The organism is Blautia sp. BIOML-A1 (genome assembly GCF_009883055.1).
Taxonomy (GTDB): domain Bacteria; phylum Bacillota; class Clostridia; order Lachnospirales; family Lachnospiraceae; genus Blautia_A.
In genome coordinates, this window is sequence record NZ_WWVR01000037.1 from 1 (window position 1) to 14,439 (window position 14,439).

General features: G+C 41.4%; 12 protein-coding genes, 1 tRNA gene, 1 pseudogene and 1 riboswitch. Of the genes and pseudogenes, 1 reads left to right on the forward strand and 13 read right to left on the reverse strand.

Translation table 11 applies throughout. The features are described 5' to 3' along the window. The 5 genes from GT674_RS13965 to GT674_RS13985 all read right to left on the reverse strand — a co-directional run. Nucleotides 1–443: replication initiator protein A (locus GT674_RS13965; protein ID WP_161286264.1), on the reverse strand; the 443-nt coding region annotated here is incomplete at its 3' end. 78 nt (nucleotides 444–521) lie between these two features. Next, nucleotides 522–1,424, reverse strand: a complete 903-nt coding sequence (locus tag GT674_RS13970) for a ParB/RepB/Spo0J family partition protein (RefSeq protein WP_055163278.1) — start codon at nucleotides 1,422–1,424, stop codon at nucleotides 522–524. Continuing rightward, a complete protein-coding gene (locus GT674_RS13975; RefSeq protein ID WP_055163322.1) occupies nucleotides 1,414–2,199 on the reverse strand; it encodes a ParA family protein in 786 nt (261 codons plus the stop codon). The genes GT674_RS13970 and GT674_RS13975 overlap by 11 nt, the downstream gene beginning before the upstream one ends. 14 nt (nucleotides 2,200–2,213) lie before the next feature. Continuing rightward, nucleotides 2,214–3,179 (reverse strand): ParB/RepB/Spo0J family partition protein, encoded by a 966-nt coding sequence (locus GT674_RS13980; protein ID WP_161286265.1) that lies wholly within the window; start codon nucleotides 3,177–3,179, stop codon nucleotides 2,214–2,216. Nucleotides 3,180–3,505: 326 nt separating this feature from the next. Further along, nucleotides 3,506–3,579, reverse strand: a tRNA-Arg gene (locus GT674_RS13985). Between the two features lie 899 nt (nucleotides 3,580–4,478). Between GT674_RS13985 and GT674_RS17490 the strand changes: the two are divergent. Continuing rightward, a pseudogene (locus GT674_RS17490) lies at nucleotides 4,479–5,009 on the forward strand (transposase); the annotation flags it as partial. 120 nt (nucleotides 5,010–5,129) lie between these two features. Here the strand turns inward: GT674_RS17490 and GT674_RS17145 are convergent. From GT674_RS17145 to GT674_RS14025, 8 genes are all read right to left on the reverse strand, one after another. After that, nucleotides 5,130–5,378: a hypothetical protein gene (locus tag GT674_RS17145; protein ID WP_192926046.1), complete on the reverse strand. Its 249-nt coding sequence runs from the start codon at nucleotides 5,376–5,378 to the stop codon at nucleotides 5,130–5,132. 197 nt (nucleotides 5,379–5,575) lie between these two features. Beyond that, entirely contained in the window at nucleotides 5,576–6,049 is a 474-nt protein-coding gene (gene ribH, locus GT674_RS13995) for a 6,7-dimethyl-8-ribityllumazine synthase (RefSeq protein WP_161286266.1), read from the reverse strand. A 25-nt stretch (nucleotides 6,050–6,074) separates the two neighbouring features. Beyond that, on the reverse strand, nucleotides 6,075–7,292 hold the full coding sequence (locus tag GT674_RS14000; RefSeq protein ID WP_161286267.1) for a bifunctional 3,4-dihydroxy-2-butanone-4-phosphate synthase/GTP cyclohydrolase II: 1,218 nt from the start codon (nucleotides 7,290–7,292) through the stop codon (nucleotides 6,075–6,077). Between the two features lie 18 nt (nucleotides 7,293–7,310). Next, complete coding sequence (gene ribE / locus GT674_RS14005; RefSeq protein ID WP_161286268.1) at nucleotides 7,311–7,964, reverse strand: riboflavin synthase; 654 nt, start codon at nucleotides 7,962–7,964, stop codon at nucleotides 7,311–7,313. Then, nucleotides 7,946–9,073: a bifunctional diaminohydroxyphosphoribosylaminopyrimidine deaminase/5-amino-6-(5-phosphoribosylamino)uracil reductase RibD gene (ribD, locus tag GT674_RS14010; protein ID WP_161286269.1), complete on the reverse strand. Its 1,128-nt coding sequence runs from the start codon at nucleotides 9,071–9,073 to the stop codon at nucleotides 7,946–7,948. The genes ribE and ribD overlap by 19 nt, the downstream gene beginning before the upstream one ends. A 254-nt stretch (nucleotides 9,074–9,327) precedes the next feature. Continuing rightward, nucleotides 9,328–9,442: riboswitch (FMN riboswitch) on the reverse strand. A gap of 103 nt (nucleotides 9,443–9,545) precedes the next feature. After that, complete coding sequence (gene recD2 / locus GT674_RS14015) at nucleotides 9,546–12,200, reverse strand: SF1B family DNA helicase RecD2 (RefSeq protein WP_161286270.1); 2,655 nt, start codon at nucleotides 12,198–12,200, stop codon at nucleotides 9,546–9,548. 125 nt (nucleotides 12,201–12,325) lie between these two features. Beyond that, nucleotides 12,326–13,693 carry an NAD(P)/FAD-dependent oxidoreductase gene (locus tag GT674_RS14020; RefSeq protein WP_161286271.1) on the reverse strand — a complete coding sequence of 456 codons (1,368 nt, stop codon included), beginning with the start codon at nucleotides 13,691–13,693 and terminating at the stop codon, nucleotides 12,326–12,328. A 417-nt stretch (nucleotides 13,694–14,110) separates the two neighbouring features. Next, the gene (locus GT674_RS14025) at nucleotides 14,111–14,428 is read right to left on the reverse strand and encodes a macro domain-containing protein (protein WP_302025160.1); all 318 of its coding nucleotides are present in this window, start codon (nucleotides 14,426–14,428) and stop codon (nucleotides 14,111–14,113) included. Nucleotides 14,429–14,439: the final 11 nt, after the last annotated feature.

Here is a 14,439-nt window from a genome sequence, read left to right on the forward strand (position 1 = left end):
GGTTCCTCATTTTCCACAGAAGTTTGTTTTTTAAACTTCTTTAATTCCTCTTCAAATTTTTTCTCATCTGTTTTCTCAGGCATAAAGGTTTTCACGTAGATGACGTTCACCTTTCCAAATCCCTGTCTGCGTTTCTCAATCAGGCCAATCCCTGTTTCGTCATCCAGTTCTCTCATGGATTTGATGGCTTTATTTCTGCCACAGTTCAGTAATTCCATAATATCTTCGATGGAAAAGTAGATATATGCTCTATTTTTGTCGTCAAACCACTGATTCTTGATGGAAAGAGACATTCGATCCAACATCAGTCCATATAAAATTTTAGCATCGCTTGATAAATCTTTAAAGTAACTGTCTGTAAATAATGCTTTTGGTATGCGGTAGAAGCTGAACTGATCAGCTTCAGTACCGTAAAAATAATTAAATGTCATTTTTTTCTCCATAATTTCCTCCTTTCATTTTCTGCTAAGAAGTCCTCTTTTTAAACTTCTTTGACTTTGTTTTCTTAGCTTTTTCTATCCTTAACAGGACTGTTCCTGCATCCATTTTTCTAATAATGATTCAATCACCTGCTCCATATCTTTGGCTGTATAATCATCCGGAAAGTACTTTGTCAGTTTCTTTTCTGAGAAAGTAAGAGACCGGGATACTTTCTTTGCCATCACACAGTTATTGAAAATTGATAACATCTGGATCTGATTGATTGGTCCATCATTCAGCTGATTTCTGAGTGCTGCAATCTGTTTTGGCTTGATAAATCCGGTGTCGCTGATATATTCGTAAATCCATTCCTGTACTTCCTTGTCGATATAGGAGATATCGACAGCAACCGTGAATTGAAGCTTTTTGTTATCTACCAGATCAAGAAGTTCCGGAATTAATTCTGTCAGTCGGATATACCGCTGAACACTTCGTGCACTTTCTCCAACCTGTTCTCCTAATAACTGATCTGTTCTCGACTTCGTGCCACTTTGGCACAAAGTTAAATCTGTCCGACTCCCCTGTCTTTTCATTGCATCAAGTTTCATCTTATAAGCAAAGGCTTTCTCACTGGGCAACAGTTCCTCTCGCTGAATGTTAGCATCCACCATCGCCACAATGGCATCATCATCTGATAATTCTCTTACGATTGCCGGAATAGTTGTGAGTCCTGCAAGCTGTGCTGCATGCATTCTTCTGTGACCGGATACCATTTCATATTCTTCATTTTCATCCATGCGAAGCAGTACCGGAGTCAGCACTCCATTAATCTTTACGCTTTCTACCAAGTCCTGCATCTTTTCATCATCCAGCACCTTGAACGGATGATTTTTAAATGGATGGATCTTACTGATCTCTATCTCCATTGCAGATTCTTCATTTACCACACCAAGCAATTCATCAATACTAGCCAGTTTAATCTTTTCGCCACTTCTATTTTTCATTATTCAAAACCTCCTGTGTCAATTTCATATATGCCTCAGCAACTTTTCCTTTCGGACAGTGCATGTAGATACTTTTTCCCTCTGCACTGGTCTCAGCTGCTTTTACGGACATCGGAATCACATTTTCAAATACTTCTATCTGGCTTCCGTATGTTGTATGTACTCTCGATGCAATGTCCCTTGCGTAATTGGTTCTGAAATCTACCATAGTCAACAGAATGCCCTCTATCGCCAGTTTCCGGTTCAGTCTTTTCTTTACTGTAAGAATGGTCTTGATCAGCTGCTGAAGTCCTTTAACAGGCAGATATGCAGCCTGCACAGGTATCAGAACAGAATCAGAAGAGACCAGTGCATTGATCGTCATCATACCAAGGCTCGGCATACAGTCGATCAGGATATAATCGTATCGGCATCTTATCGCATCGATATATTCCTTCATGATCATTTCTCTGCTCATAACATTTCCCATCGTTACTTCCAATGCGGAAAGCTCAATATTTGCCGGAAGAAGATCTACATTTTCCTGGTGATGTAAGATCCCATCTTCTAAAGAGATTTCTTCTTCGTTGATGACATCCATCATGATCGTTGCCAGTGTGATGCGAAGATCATCCGGTTCCTCATACCCAAGACTTGCTGTTAAACTTCCCTGTGGATCCGCGTCAATCAGCAACACTTTCTTACCTTCTCTTGCCAGTCCAATGCCTACATTTACGGTTGTGGTGGTCTTTCCAACGCCGCCTTTCTGGTTTACTACGGATATAACTTTACACATGATTTCTTCCTCCTTTAACTTTCCCATGATTCTTTTTTCCATAATTTCAACAGTGCCAGTATTTCCCGCTTCATCATTGCCGGTGTATAGGAATTCGGAAAATACTTATGTAGCTGTTCGTTTGTGAAAGCCACTCTTGTGATTTCACCCTTTTTAACCTCACACATGATTTCTTCCATCTTTTCCAGTGACAACTGCTTTTCTTTACTCATTTGCCGGATCCTCTGGGCCTGTGAGAGTGATGGGATTGCCTGTGCATACTCCATTGCTACAAGCAGTTCCTTTTGCTCTTTTTCACTTAATGCAGCTATCTCTACAGCCGGACAAAAAGAAATGATCTCATCATCCAGTTTCTGCAGCATTTCCGGTATCAGTTTTGTCAGTGAGATATAACGCTGCACTTGTTTTGGGCTATCACCACAATCTTCACTGATGATTTCTATTGCCCGCTTTCTTGGTGTTTTGTGGTCAACTTGGCTCTTTTTTCGACCACTTTTTCTTTTTAATACGTCATTCTTCAGTTTGTAAGCAAAAGCTTTTTCACTGTAGCTGATCCGTTCTCTGTGAAGATTAGAATCTACCATGCTTAAAATGGAATCATCTTCACTTAATACCCGGATGATTACTGGTACTTTACGGTATCCCAGTTTCTCCGCAGCATGTTTTCTTCTGTGACCGGATATGATCTCATAGTATCCATCCGGTACTGGTCTGACGATTAGCGGATTTAAAATTCCATACTTCTCAATGCTTTCCTGCAAAAGAAACATTTCCTTATCATCTTTTACCTGAAACGGGTGCTCTTTGAACGGACGAAGACGCTCAATCTCAATTTCTATGATTCTTTCTTCGTTTTCTCCTGATTGTCTGTTTGGCTCAATCATCTTGACTCCTTTCCTCCAGGATTCAGGAAATAAAAAATGCCTGCCTGGAACTTTTATAGATAGTAAAGTTCCAAACAGACATTGCTGTTTGACCATTAGCTGTAGCTAATAGAATTAAATACTGTTTCAGCTAATTCATGTTTGCAGGTTTGGGAGAGATTGTTTCTTTTCCCGCCTTTTCTCTGATTTACATCCCCGAATAAGGGGTGACAACGGAGCGGAACCCAAATGTTAGCTGGACTTCTTAAAACCCATGTTTGCAAACCGGTAATTTTGATTAGCTGTCAGCTAACAAAAATCGGATTGCGTTAGCTGGAAATTGATCATTTTGAATGGAATTTTGTGTCACGAACGTGATTTGAAAATAACAAAAGCGTTCGTTGTCAGCTAATCCAGCTAACATTTTCGAACGCTTTGAAGCCCGTCGCCAAGAGGATTTGAACCTCCGACCCCTCGCTTAGGAGGCGAGTGCTCTATCCAGCTGAGCTATGACGACACATGCCGCAAACCCTTGATTTTACTGGGTTTCTGGGATTTTTCCCTTCGGCCATATATAAGATTATCAACTCTTTTTCGAGTTGTCAATCTACAGATTTTTTTGATTTGGTAACATTAGAACGTTCCCCAATTTGGGGAATGCTTTGTTGTCACCATTAGCATTTTTCAGAATAGATTCGAACTGAAAGTTGTTTTTCATTTTTTCCCTTTGGGGAATGCCTCGGCTTTCTCTTAGGAGGCGCTTGTTTTATCCGTTAAACTAACAGAACCAATATCTCATGAATGAAATTGTACTATATCTTTGCTGAAAAAACAAGTCCTTTATTTCAGCAACTTATAAATAAATTCGAAGAGGATTTTCCCTGGAACTCATAAGTTTTAAGAACCATGCTCCGCTTCGTATCAGATATGATCTACTTTTTACAGTTCATATCTGATACCTGTTTACGGAACATTTATGTCTTGTTTCAACTCACAGTCGGTAATTTCACAGAGTCTGACATGTCAGCAAACATGCTGACTGTGATTTGCCTCATGTCAGTGGGGGATACCGATTTCTCTCCGCCCTCCACTGCCGTTCATTTTCTTGTTTGCAATTCATCTCACCACCTATAGAGGTGGGAGAATCCTTGTTATATCTTGTTAAATTTATGCAAATCTTTTTCGAACAGAGTGATCGGTCATCTCATGAGTATCCTGAGCAGTATCTTTATCTCGGGTTACCATGGAAAGACTACCGACTTTGCACAAAACAGTTCCTGTCACAGAACTACCATCGCACATTTCCTCAATTCCGGGAAATAGGATGATACCTTACTTGAAAATACTTTAAAATCCTCCGTAGTTGAAATTATTTATTCAGAAGCACAGCGCACCGGAAAGCCTGTTTTCTGTATTGTGGATGATACCATAGCTTCAAAGACAAAGCCTTCGTCACAGGCTCTGCATCCAATTGAAGATGCGTATCTCCTTTGTGGCTGCTGGTATGTTTCTGAAAAATTAATTAACACATTTGTACAGAAGAGGTTCCATACCATTGGGGCTTTAAAAACAAACCGCCTGCTGTACCCGTCAGGAATGAAAAAGAAGCTCAGCGAACTTGCTGCTGAATTATCGGTAACAGAGAAGGGATTTGACCTTGTGACAGTCAAAAACCGAAAATATTATGTGTACCGGTATGAAGAAAACCTGAATGGTATCGAAAATGCGGTTGTTCTTTTAAGTTATCCTGAAAAGGCATTTGGAAATCCCAAAGCACTGCGGGCTTTTATCAGCACAAACGTGGCATTATCAACGCTGAAGATCCTTTCCTGCTATGTGTGCAGATGGCCGATTGAGGTCTTTTTCAGACAATGTAAGACCCGGCTGGCACTGGATACCTACCAGATACGTTCCTCAAAAGGGATCCAAAGATACTGGCTGCTGATGTCAATGGCACATTATATCACAATCCTGTATGATAAATATATCCCTTTTAGACTATTTTTTCATCTTGGAAAACTATTTTGTCTGTTATATCCTGAAGGTGTTTTATTCGATTTCTTAATTTTATTTTTTATATCCGACCGCACTGCAGGGCATCAGTGCACGTACTGCAGCTGTTGCATAATGTGTTATTTTTTCGTAGAAATGATTGGTTCTGTCGATTCTGTTGCTCCCGTTTTTCTGTAAATCTGCCTCAGAAATTTCAATGATATCACCCGGCCACAAGTCAGACCGCTGAAGCTTTATAATCCGTCCATTCTTTGCAAGAACTGCTGCTTCTTTTTTTATGATTTCAAGAACAACTGCTTCCATATTTTTCATTCCTTTCTACTGGATTTTTGATCTTGGTATCATATTACATAAACAGTCCCTGAATTACCATCCATACATTTGAAAACGTTCTCATACAATCCATATTTTTCCCTGTTTCACGTATATTTTGGCACAAAAAAGACTGATTTTGAAACTAAATCAGCCTTTTTTTGAAAACGTTTTCAGTATATATTTATTTAGAACTGCTTCATGAGATTGACCATCTCAATCGCTGATAATGCACAGTCATAACCTTTGTTCCCTGCTTTGCTTCCCGCGCGTGCAATAGCCTGCTCAATATTCTCAGTCGTGATTACACCGAATAAGACCGGGATTCCTGTTGCAAGTTCAACCTGTGCGATTCCTTTGGCAGACTCATTGCACACCAGATCATAATGTGAGGTATCTCCACGAATAACCGCTCCCACACAGATAACTGCATCATATTTGCCTGACTGTGCCATTTTTTGTGCTGCCAATGGAATCTCAAATGCTCCCGGTACCCATGCCGCAGTAATATTTTCTTCTTCTACCCCGTGTCTTACTAATCCGTCAACTGCCCCTCCCAATAGTTTATTTACAATGATTTCGTTGAATCTCGCTGCCACAATACCAACTTTCATTCCCTCTGGTGCTACTACTTTTCCTTCTACTAAATTAATCTGTCTCATTTTTTCTCCTTTTATTGATTGTTTTTCAGACATTTATTTCCCGGAAAATATGTCCCATCTTTTCCTGCTTTGTCTTCATATATTTTCGGTCATACTTTTGTGGTGGAATCTCCAACGGCACTCTCTTATTAATTTTCAGCCCAAATTCGCCAAGTCCATAGATTTTGTCCGGATTATTTGTCAATAATCTTAATGATTTCACACCAAGATCTGCCAGTATCTGTGCCCCAATCCAGTACTCTCTGAGATCCGGTGCAAATCCTAACTTCACATTAGCCTCCACAGTATCGTATCCCTGCTCCTGAAGTGCATATGCTTTAATCTTATTGATCAGGCCAATTCCTCTGCCTTCCTGTCTCATATAAAGAATAATTCCTCTACCTTCTGCTTCAACCTGGCGCATTGCTGTCTGCAGCTGCAGACCACAGTCGCATCTGAGCGATCCAAATGCATCTCCGGTCAGACACTCCGAATGTACCCGGCAAAGCACATCTTCCCCATCTCCTATATCACCTTTCACCAGTGCCAGATGATGCTCTCCTGTAATGTCATTGATATATCCATACATTTTAAAATCGCCGTATTGCGTTGGAAGATCTGCGACTGCTTCCTCTTTTACATGTTTTTCATGTATTCTTATATAATCCTGCAGATCACGGATCGTAATAAATGTAAGCCCATGCTCTTTTGCCAGTTCCCATAACTGTGATGTACGCATCATGGTTCCATCGTCTTTCATAACCTCACAGCACACACCACATTCTTTCAGTCCGGCCAGTCTCATAAGGTCCGTGGTTGCCTCTGTATGACCATTCCGCACCAGAACTCCTCCTTTTCTGGCTATAAGCGGAAATACATGTCCCGGTCTTCTGAAATCCTCTGGTTTTGCCTCATCATCCACGCACTTCATAATGGTATAGGAGCGCTCTGCTGCTGAAATACCGGTCGTTGTATCTTTGTGATCCACTGCCACAGTAAATGCTGTACTGTGATTATCCGTGTTTTCAGCGACCATCGGCGGAAAATTCAATTTGGCTGCAATTTCCGCACTCATCGGCGTACAGATGAGTCCCTTTGCATAAGTCGCCATAAAATTAATATTTTTCTGGGTTGCAAACTCTGCCGCACATATCAGATCTCCCTCATTTTCTCTGTCCGGATCATCCGTAACCAGAACTATCTTTCCTTCTCTTAAATCCCTCAGTGCCTCTTCAATTGTGTTGTACTGATAGTTTTGTGGCATAATGTATATCCTCCTGTTCTAAAACCCGAATTCCTCAAGAAACTCCATCGTAATTCCGGATTCTGTTTTCTCTTCTTTATTTTTTCTGATACCAAGCAGTTTTTCTATGTACTTTCCAACCACATCATTTTCCAGATTAACAAGATCACCCGGTACCTTTTTCAAAAGTGTGGTTTCTTCTCCCGTATGTGGAATGACTGACACCTGAAAACCAGCTTCGTCAACCTTTGCAACCGTCAAGCTGATTCCATCAATGCAGACAGAACCCTTTTCCACAATCAAATGCAAAATCTGCGGTGATGTCGCAATCGATACCCAGATGGCATTTTCTTCGCGGAGCATGGAACGAATCACTCCAGTTCCATCAATATGTCCACTTACTATATGACCTCCGAACCTGCCATCCGCAGCCATTGCACGTTCCAGGTTCACCTGACTTCCTGTTTTGCAGCTGCCAAGACTACTCCTTCTGATCGTCTCTGCCATCACATCTGCAGTAAATCCGTCCGGCTGGATCGACGTAACTGTCAGACACACACCATTCACGGCAATGCTGTCACCAATCTTTGTTCCTTCCAACACTTTCCTGGCTTTCACTGCCAGCATCCCCGATTCTCCGGTCAACTGTATATAACGGACTTTTCCTTTCTCTTCTACGATTCCCGTAAACATAATTTCTCCTGTTCCTTTTTGCATATCTGGCATCTTATCCTGATGTCATCACCGATCTGACAGATCTCTGTATATTTCAGTTCCACTGCTTCAGATGGAAATTCAACTCCGATACCTTCTACCGGTGTCTTGCTGCCCACACCGCCAAACAGCTTTGGTGCCATAAACACCTGTACTTCTTGTACGACTCTCGCTTTCAGAGCACTGTCATTTAACGTACCTCCGCCTTCCAGAAGAATACTGTCAATACCTCTGTTTCCAAGATTTACCATCAGTTTCTTAAGATCTATCTGGTTTTTTTCATCCGGACAGCAGATGGTCTCAACTCCCATGGTATGTAATATTTTTATTTTCTCTTCCGTATTTTTCTGATCTGCATAAACCACGATTGTCCGGTATTTTTCTGCACTTTTTACAATCTGGCTGTCCAACGGAATTCTGAGCTTACTGTCACACAGAATCCTGACAGGACTTCTCCATCCTTCTACCCGGACATTTAACATCGGATCATCTGCAAGCACGGTTCCAATGCCAGCCATAATTCCCATGTACTGATGCCTCATATGCTGCACTTCTCTTCTTGCCGCTTCTCCGGTAATCCATTTTGATGCTCCTGTCTTCGTTGCGATCTTCCCATCCAGTGTCATGGCATACTTCATCACTACATAAGGCATCTTCGTTGTAATGTAATGGAAAAACACCGGATTCAGCTGATCGCATTCTTCCCTCATAAAATCTTCAATCACTGTAATGCCTGATTCCCTCAATATCTGTGCACCTTTTCCTGCCACTTTCGGATTCGGATCTCTGGAACCGATTACCACTTTTTGAATCTTTTGTTCAAGAATTGCTTCCGTACATGGAGGCGTCTTTCCATGATGGCAGCAAGGTTCCAATGTAACATAAAGTACCGCACCTTCTGCTGATTCGGTAAGTGAAGCAATCGCATTACGTTCTGCATGAAGTTCTCCATACTTTTTATGATAACCTTCTCCGATGATCTGCCCATCTTTTACAATCACTGCCCCTACCATCGGATTGGGATTCGTCCAGCCTTCTCCTTTTTTGGCCAGTTGAATCGCCCGAAGCATATATTCCTGATCTGTCACTTTTATCCCTTCTTTCTTATTCCTGTTAGAACACATCCCCGCAAAGCGTTTTTGTATGATAAGAACCTTACAAAGTAATATCTTGTTACACAAAAAAACCTGCAGAAATATCTGCATGGAATTTGATCTGTTACATATGATTAATAAATGAATTTTCTTATTTTTCATACTGTTATAAAGTAAAAAAAGCTCTGAAATGGATCACCATCTCAGAGCTTTGATACTACATTCATTCATACAAAAATCAACTGTACTATCATCTTCTTTCATCCAGACTGTACTGTCGGCCCCGGAATCTCACCGGATCATGCCTTTCGGCTCGCGGGCTTTACCGCCGGTAGGGAATCTCACCCTGCCCTGAAGATTTCTTTTTCTTTATACTAATACTTTATCTGTAATTTGTAAAGCAGAAATTTTTCTTCTTCCTGTGGCAGTCCAAGCATTACTGTCCACTCCGTTCGCAGTAACTTGGTCAAAATGCATTTCCTTTCATTTCACGATTAATCCATTCCATGATCACGTCGACAACATATTCCTGTTCTGTTTCTGTGAGTTCCCGTCTTTTCGGAATATGATGCCATTTTTCTAAACAACCTCTGCAACAGGTAGCTGTAGCATGCTGTGCCACAAAAACAGGATGTCCTCTCATCGGTGTCTGTTTTCCATCATTTGATATCTCTGCAGGTGCAAGACGTTTTCTGATAAAATCACAGGCATGCTCCCGCACTTTCTCCATTCCCTTTTCTGATACATAACTCCTGTCATTTGCTTTTAGGGAAAAGCTGCTTCTGAACTTTGACTGAGACAGGCGTTTCCATAGATTTCCTTCATAAACGGCTGGTGTTTCACACACCATAGAAGGCTGAATACTGCCCTTGTAGACAATCATTTTCTCTTTCTTCTGCTGCTGACTCAACGAGACATTGCTGTTGTTTTCATCCCCTGCCTCTTTTAAAAGCTGCGCCGTCACTTCCTGTGCTTCTTTACTGCCGGGCTGCAAACGTCTTGCCAGACATGTATTTCTTCCAGTAGTCATCTCATTTTTTATTGCATAATACACCGCTTTCTTCTCCCCGACAAGTACCAGGATCTTTTTTGCCCTGGTTACACCCGTATAAAGGAGATTCCTCTGCAGCATGACAAAATGACTCATAGTAAATGGCATGACAACGATTGGATATTCGCTTCCCTGTGATTTGTGAATCGTCACCGCATAGGCAAGTGTCAGCTCATCCAGTTCCGTCACATCGTAAACCACTTCCCGTTCATCAAACAAAACTGTCAGTTCCCGCTCTTCCATATCTACTTTCGTGATGGTTCCAATGTCTCCATTGAATACTTCCTTATCATAATCATTCCGGATCTGCATCACCTTATCCTTCAGCCGGTACTGTGTCCCGCCTCTCCGCAAAAAGATCCTTGACTGATTCATGGCTTCCTGCAGCACCTGATTCAGATTTACTGCACCGCATTCACCTCTCTGCATCGGAGTCAGCACCTGAATATCCCGCAGTGGATCCACATGATAATATCTCGGCAGGTTCGTCTTGCAATACTGGACGATGGTATTCACCACTTCCTGATTGCTCTCTTTGGTGGCAAAGAAAAAATCAGAATCTTTTCCGCCTCTCATATCAATGCCTTCCCCTTTATTGATCCGGTGTGCATTCATAATGATCCGGCTTCCCTGTGCCTGGCGGAAAATCCTGGTCAGGCGTACTACAGGAACACATCCTGAATCGATAATATCTCTGAGTACATTACCCGCCCCGACACTTGGAAGTTGATCAATATCACCCACCAGGATCAGGGTCATCTGCTCCGGCAATGCTTTCAAAAGATTATACATCAGCATGATATCGATCATGGAACATTCATCCAGAATCAGCACATCTCCTTCCAACGGATGTTCTTCATTCTTCTGATAACCTTCCGGCGGTTTATATTCTAATAACCGGTGAATTGTTTTTGCTTCCATTCCAGTTGCTTCGGACATTCTCTTCGCTGCTCTTCCGGTCGGTGCGGCAAGAATAATCTGACATCCCGCCTGCTTATATGCAGAAATAATCCCCAGAGTTGTTGTGGTCTTTCCAGTTCCGGGTCCACCGGTCAACACCATAACCTTAGACGAAATAGCAGTTTTTACCGCCTGCCACTGTATCTCATCATAGGTAATTTCTGACGAAGCAGCTACTTTCTTTAATATTTCCTCTATATTCTCAGATTTTTTCTTTCCATAGGTCATCAGCCGGAGCAGCCGTTTTGCACAACCACTTTCTGAAAAATAATAGGGTGGAAGATAAATTGCTTCCTGCTCACCGGCCACATCCCGGATCACATCATTTGTACGGATCATCTCATCCAGTGTGATCTTAAGCTCCGGTTCTTCCACTTCCAGAAGTTCCCCTGCCTTTCCGATCAGCTGCTCTCTTGTTGCATAACAATGACCTGCTTCCGCCAGCTTATTCAATGTATAAAAAATACCACTGCGCAGACGGACGAATTTACCTTTATCAATCCCCATCTTCTGCGCAATGGAATCCGCTGTCTTAAATCCAATACCCCAGATATCATCTGCAAGACGGTATGGATTCTCCTTTACAATCGCAATGCTTTCACTGCCATATGTTTTAAAAATCTTTGTCGCATGCGAAGTACTGACCTCATGACTCTGCAGAAAAAGCATGATATTTTTGATCTCTTTCTGTTCCTGCCAGCTTGTCTTTATACGGTCCACACGAACCTTTCCTATCCCCGGCACTTTTAGCAGTTCATCCGGTGTGTCTTCGATTACATCCAGCGTATCCTTCCCAAACTTTTCTACAATCCTTTTCGCAAACTTTGGACCAACACCCTTGATCAAACCAGACCCAAGATATTTTTCAATTCCATATACTGTAGCAGGAAGTGTCTCTTCAAACTTCTCTACAGAAAACTGCCGACCATATTTGGCATCCATTTTCCACATGCCTTCCAGGGACAGCACGGAGCCAACATGGGTATCCGGCATTGTGCCAACTACCGTGACAAGATCACTGTAGTTCTTTACCGCACATTTCAGAACCGTGTAGCCATTTTCTGCATTCTGATATGTAATTCTCTCAATTACACAACGCAAATGTTCCATGTTCGTCTCCTTTACTGATTTAATATTCCTGACTCTGGTCCGACATCATATCCTTTTTCAGAATATTGCGAAACACTCCCTTGAAATTAGCTTTCTGAGGTAAATATTCTTACCATGATAATCCCCTACATTTTTGAGACAATCTGTCTCGCAACATATACTCCGCTTGCCGAAGCATGAGACAGAGAATGGGTAATACCGCTGCCATCACCGATGATATAAAGTCCCTCATGACGAGTCATCAGATTATGGTCCAGTTCCACTTCCATATTGTAGAATTTTACCTCTACACCATACAGCAGGGTATCATCACTGGCAGTTCCCGGTGCAATTTTATCCAGGGCATAGATCATTTCAATAATGCCATCTAATAAACGTTTCGGAAGTACAAGACTCAGGTCACCTGCTGCTGCATTTAAAGTTGGAACGGTAAAAGATTCGCTGATTCTTTCTTCGGTACTTCTACGTCCTCTGATCAGATCTCCAAAACGCTGGACAATCACGCCGCCACCCAGCATATTGCTCAATCGTGCAATACTTTCACCATATCCATTAGAATCTTTGAAAGGTTCTGAAAAATGCTTTGCAACCAGTAACGCAAAGTTTGTATTATTTGTCTGTTTAGCCGGATCCTCATAGCTGTGACCGTTAACAGTAACAATTCCATTCGTATTTTCGTTTACGACTTCACCTTTTGGATTCATGCAGAATGTACGCACCATATCTTCATATTTTGAGGTTCTGTACACAATCTTGCTTTCATATAATTCGTCGGTCAGATGAGCAAAAATACCTGCTGGCAGCTCCACTCGAACTCCGATATCCACGCGATTTGAATTCGTATTAATATCCAGATCCTGACAGATTTTTTCCATCCATTTACTTCCGCTGCGTCCTGCAGAAATAACACATTCCTTACCATCATAATAAGAATCTTCATGATAGATTCGATATCCGTCATCTAATTTCTCCACCTTATCAATGAAACAGTTGAAATGAAAATCAACCTTTTCTTTCAGATGAGCATATAAATGTTCCAACACAATATAATTAATATCTGTTCCCAGATGTCGAACAGAAGCGTCCAATAAATGTAAACCATTCTGCATGCAGCGTGTCTTCAGGCTTGAACCGGCAGTAGAATACAGTTTTGTTCCTTCTCCACCAAATGCAAGATTGATCTTATCTACATAGTTCATTAATTCTAATGCAGCTTTTTTACCGATATATTCGTACAGCGTCCCACCGAAATCATTGGTGATATTATATTTACCATCTGAAAATGCACCTGCACCTCCAAAGCCACTCATGATAGAACAGTTCTTACAATGAATACAGGATTTCACCTTGTCACCATCAATCGGACAATGGCGTTTTGTCAATTCATTTCCCATCTCAAAAACAGCGATACTCAAATTCGGTCTTTTCTCTAATAATTCATATGCAGTAAATATTCCTCCCGGTCCTGCACCTACAATCACTACATCGTACATTTTTACTTCCTCCCATGAACCTAGCGGACAAGTCCGCTTCAAACTCCCTGAATCCCTCAATCTTTGAGGGACTTCCTATAAAGTAAAAAAATGACTACAAAAAGGGCAGTCAACCGGTTTGGCTGTTGGTAAAAATGTTTGCCCCTTTTGCAGACTTATACCTAGATTATTATACCTGAGACACCCTCACGTTGCAAGGTATCATTTGAGATCCCTGTAATTCGTTAGCTTCTTTTTCTCTATATTATCCACCAGAACAAGTGTTTCCTATCTTTATTTACAAGATTCTTTTGAGCATTTATGCTCAGATCCACAATTCATCTCACTACCTAGAGATGTAGGAAAATTCTTGCTAAGCTTTGTTAAATATCCAATACAAATTACACAAGCCCATCTCTCAACATCGTATTAACGATGTCAAAAACCAGGGGTTCCAACTATTTTGTTTGCTTTGAATTGATTCAAAGCATCCTTATAAATATTCAGTGTCTCTTCGTCAAATAGAATCCACTCGACCAAATCCAGACTCCCTGAATTTTCTTCAATAAAATCATTTACTGTACGTACAGCGATCATAGCTGCTTTTTTCTTAGGGAAGCTATAAACACCCGTCGAAATAGATGGGAAAGCCACACTGCGTATGCCTTGGTCAACAGCTATCTGAAGGGAATTACTATAGCATTCTGCTAAAAACTTCTCCTCATCCTGATTTCCACCACGCCAGATAGGACCCACAGTATGGATAA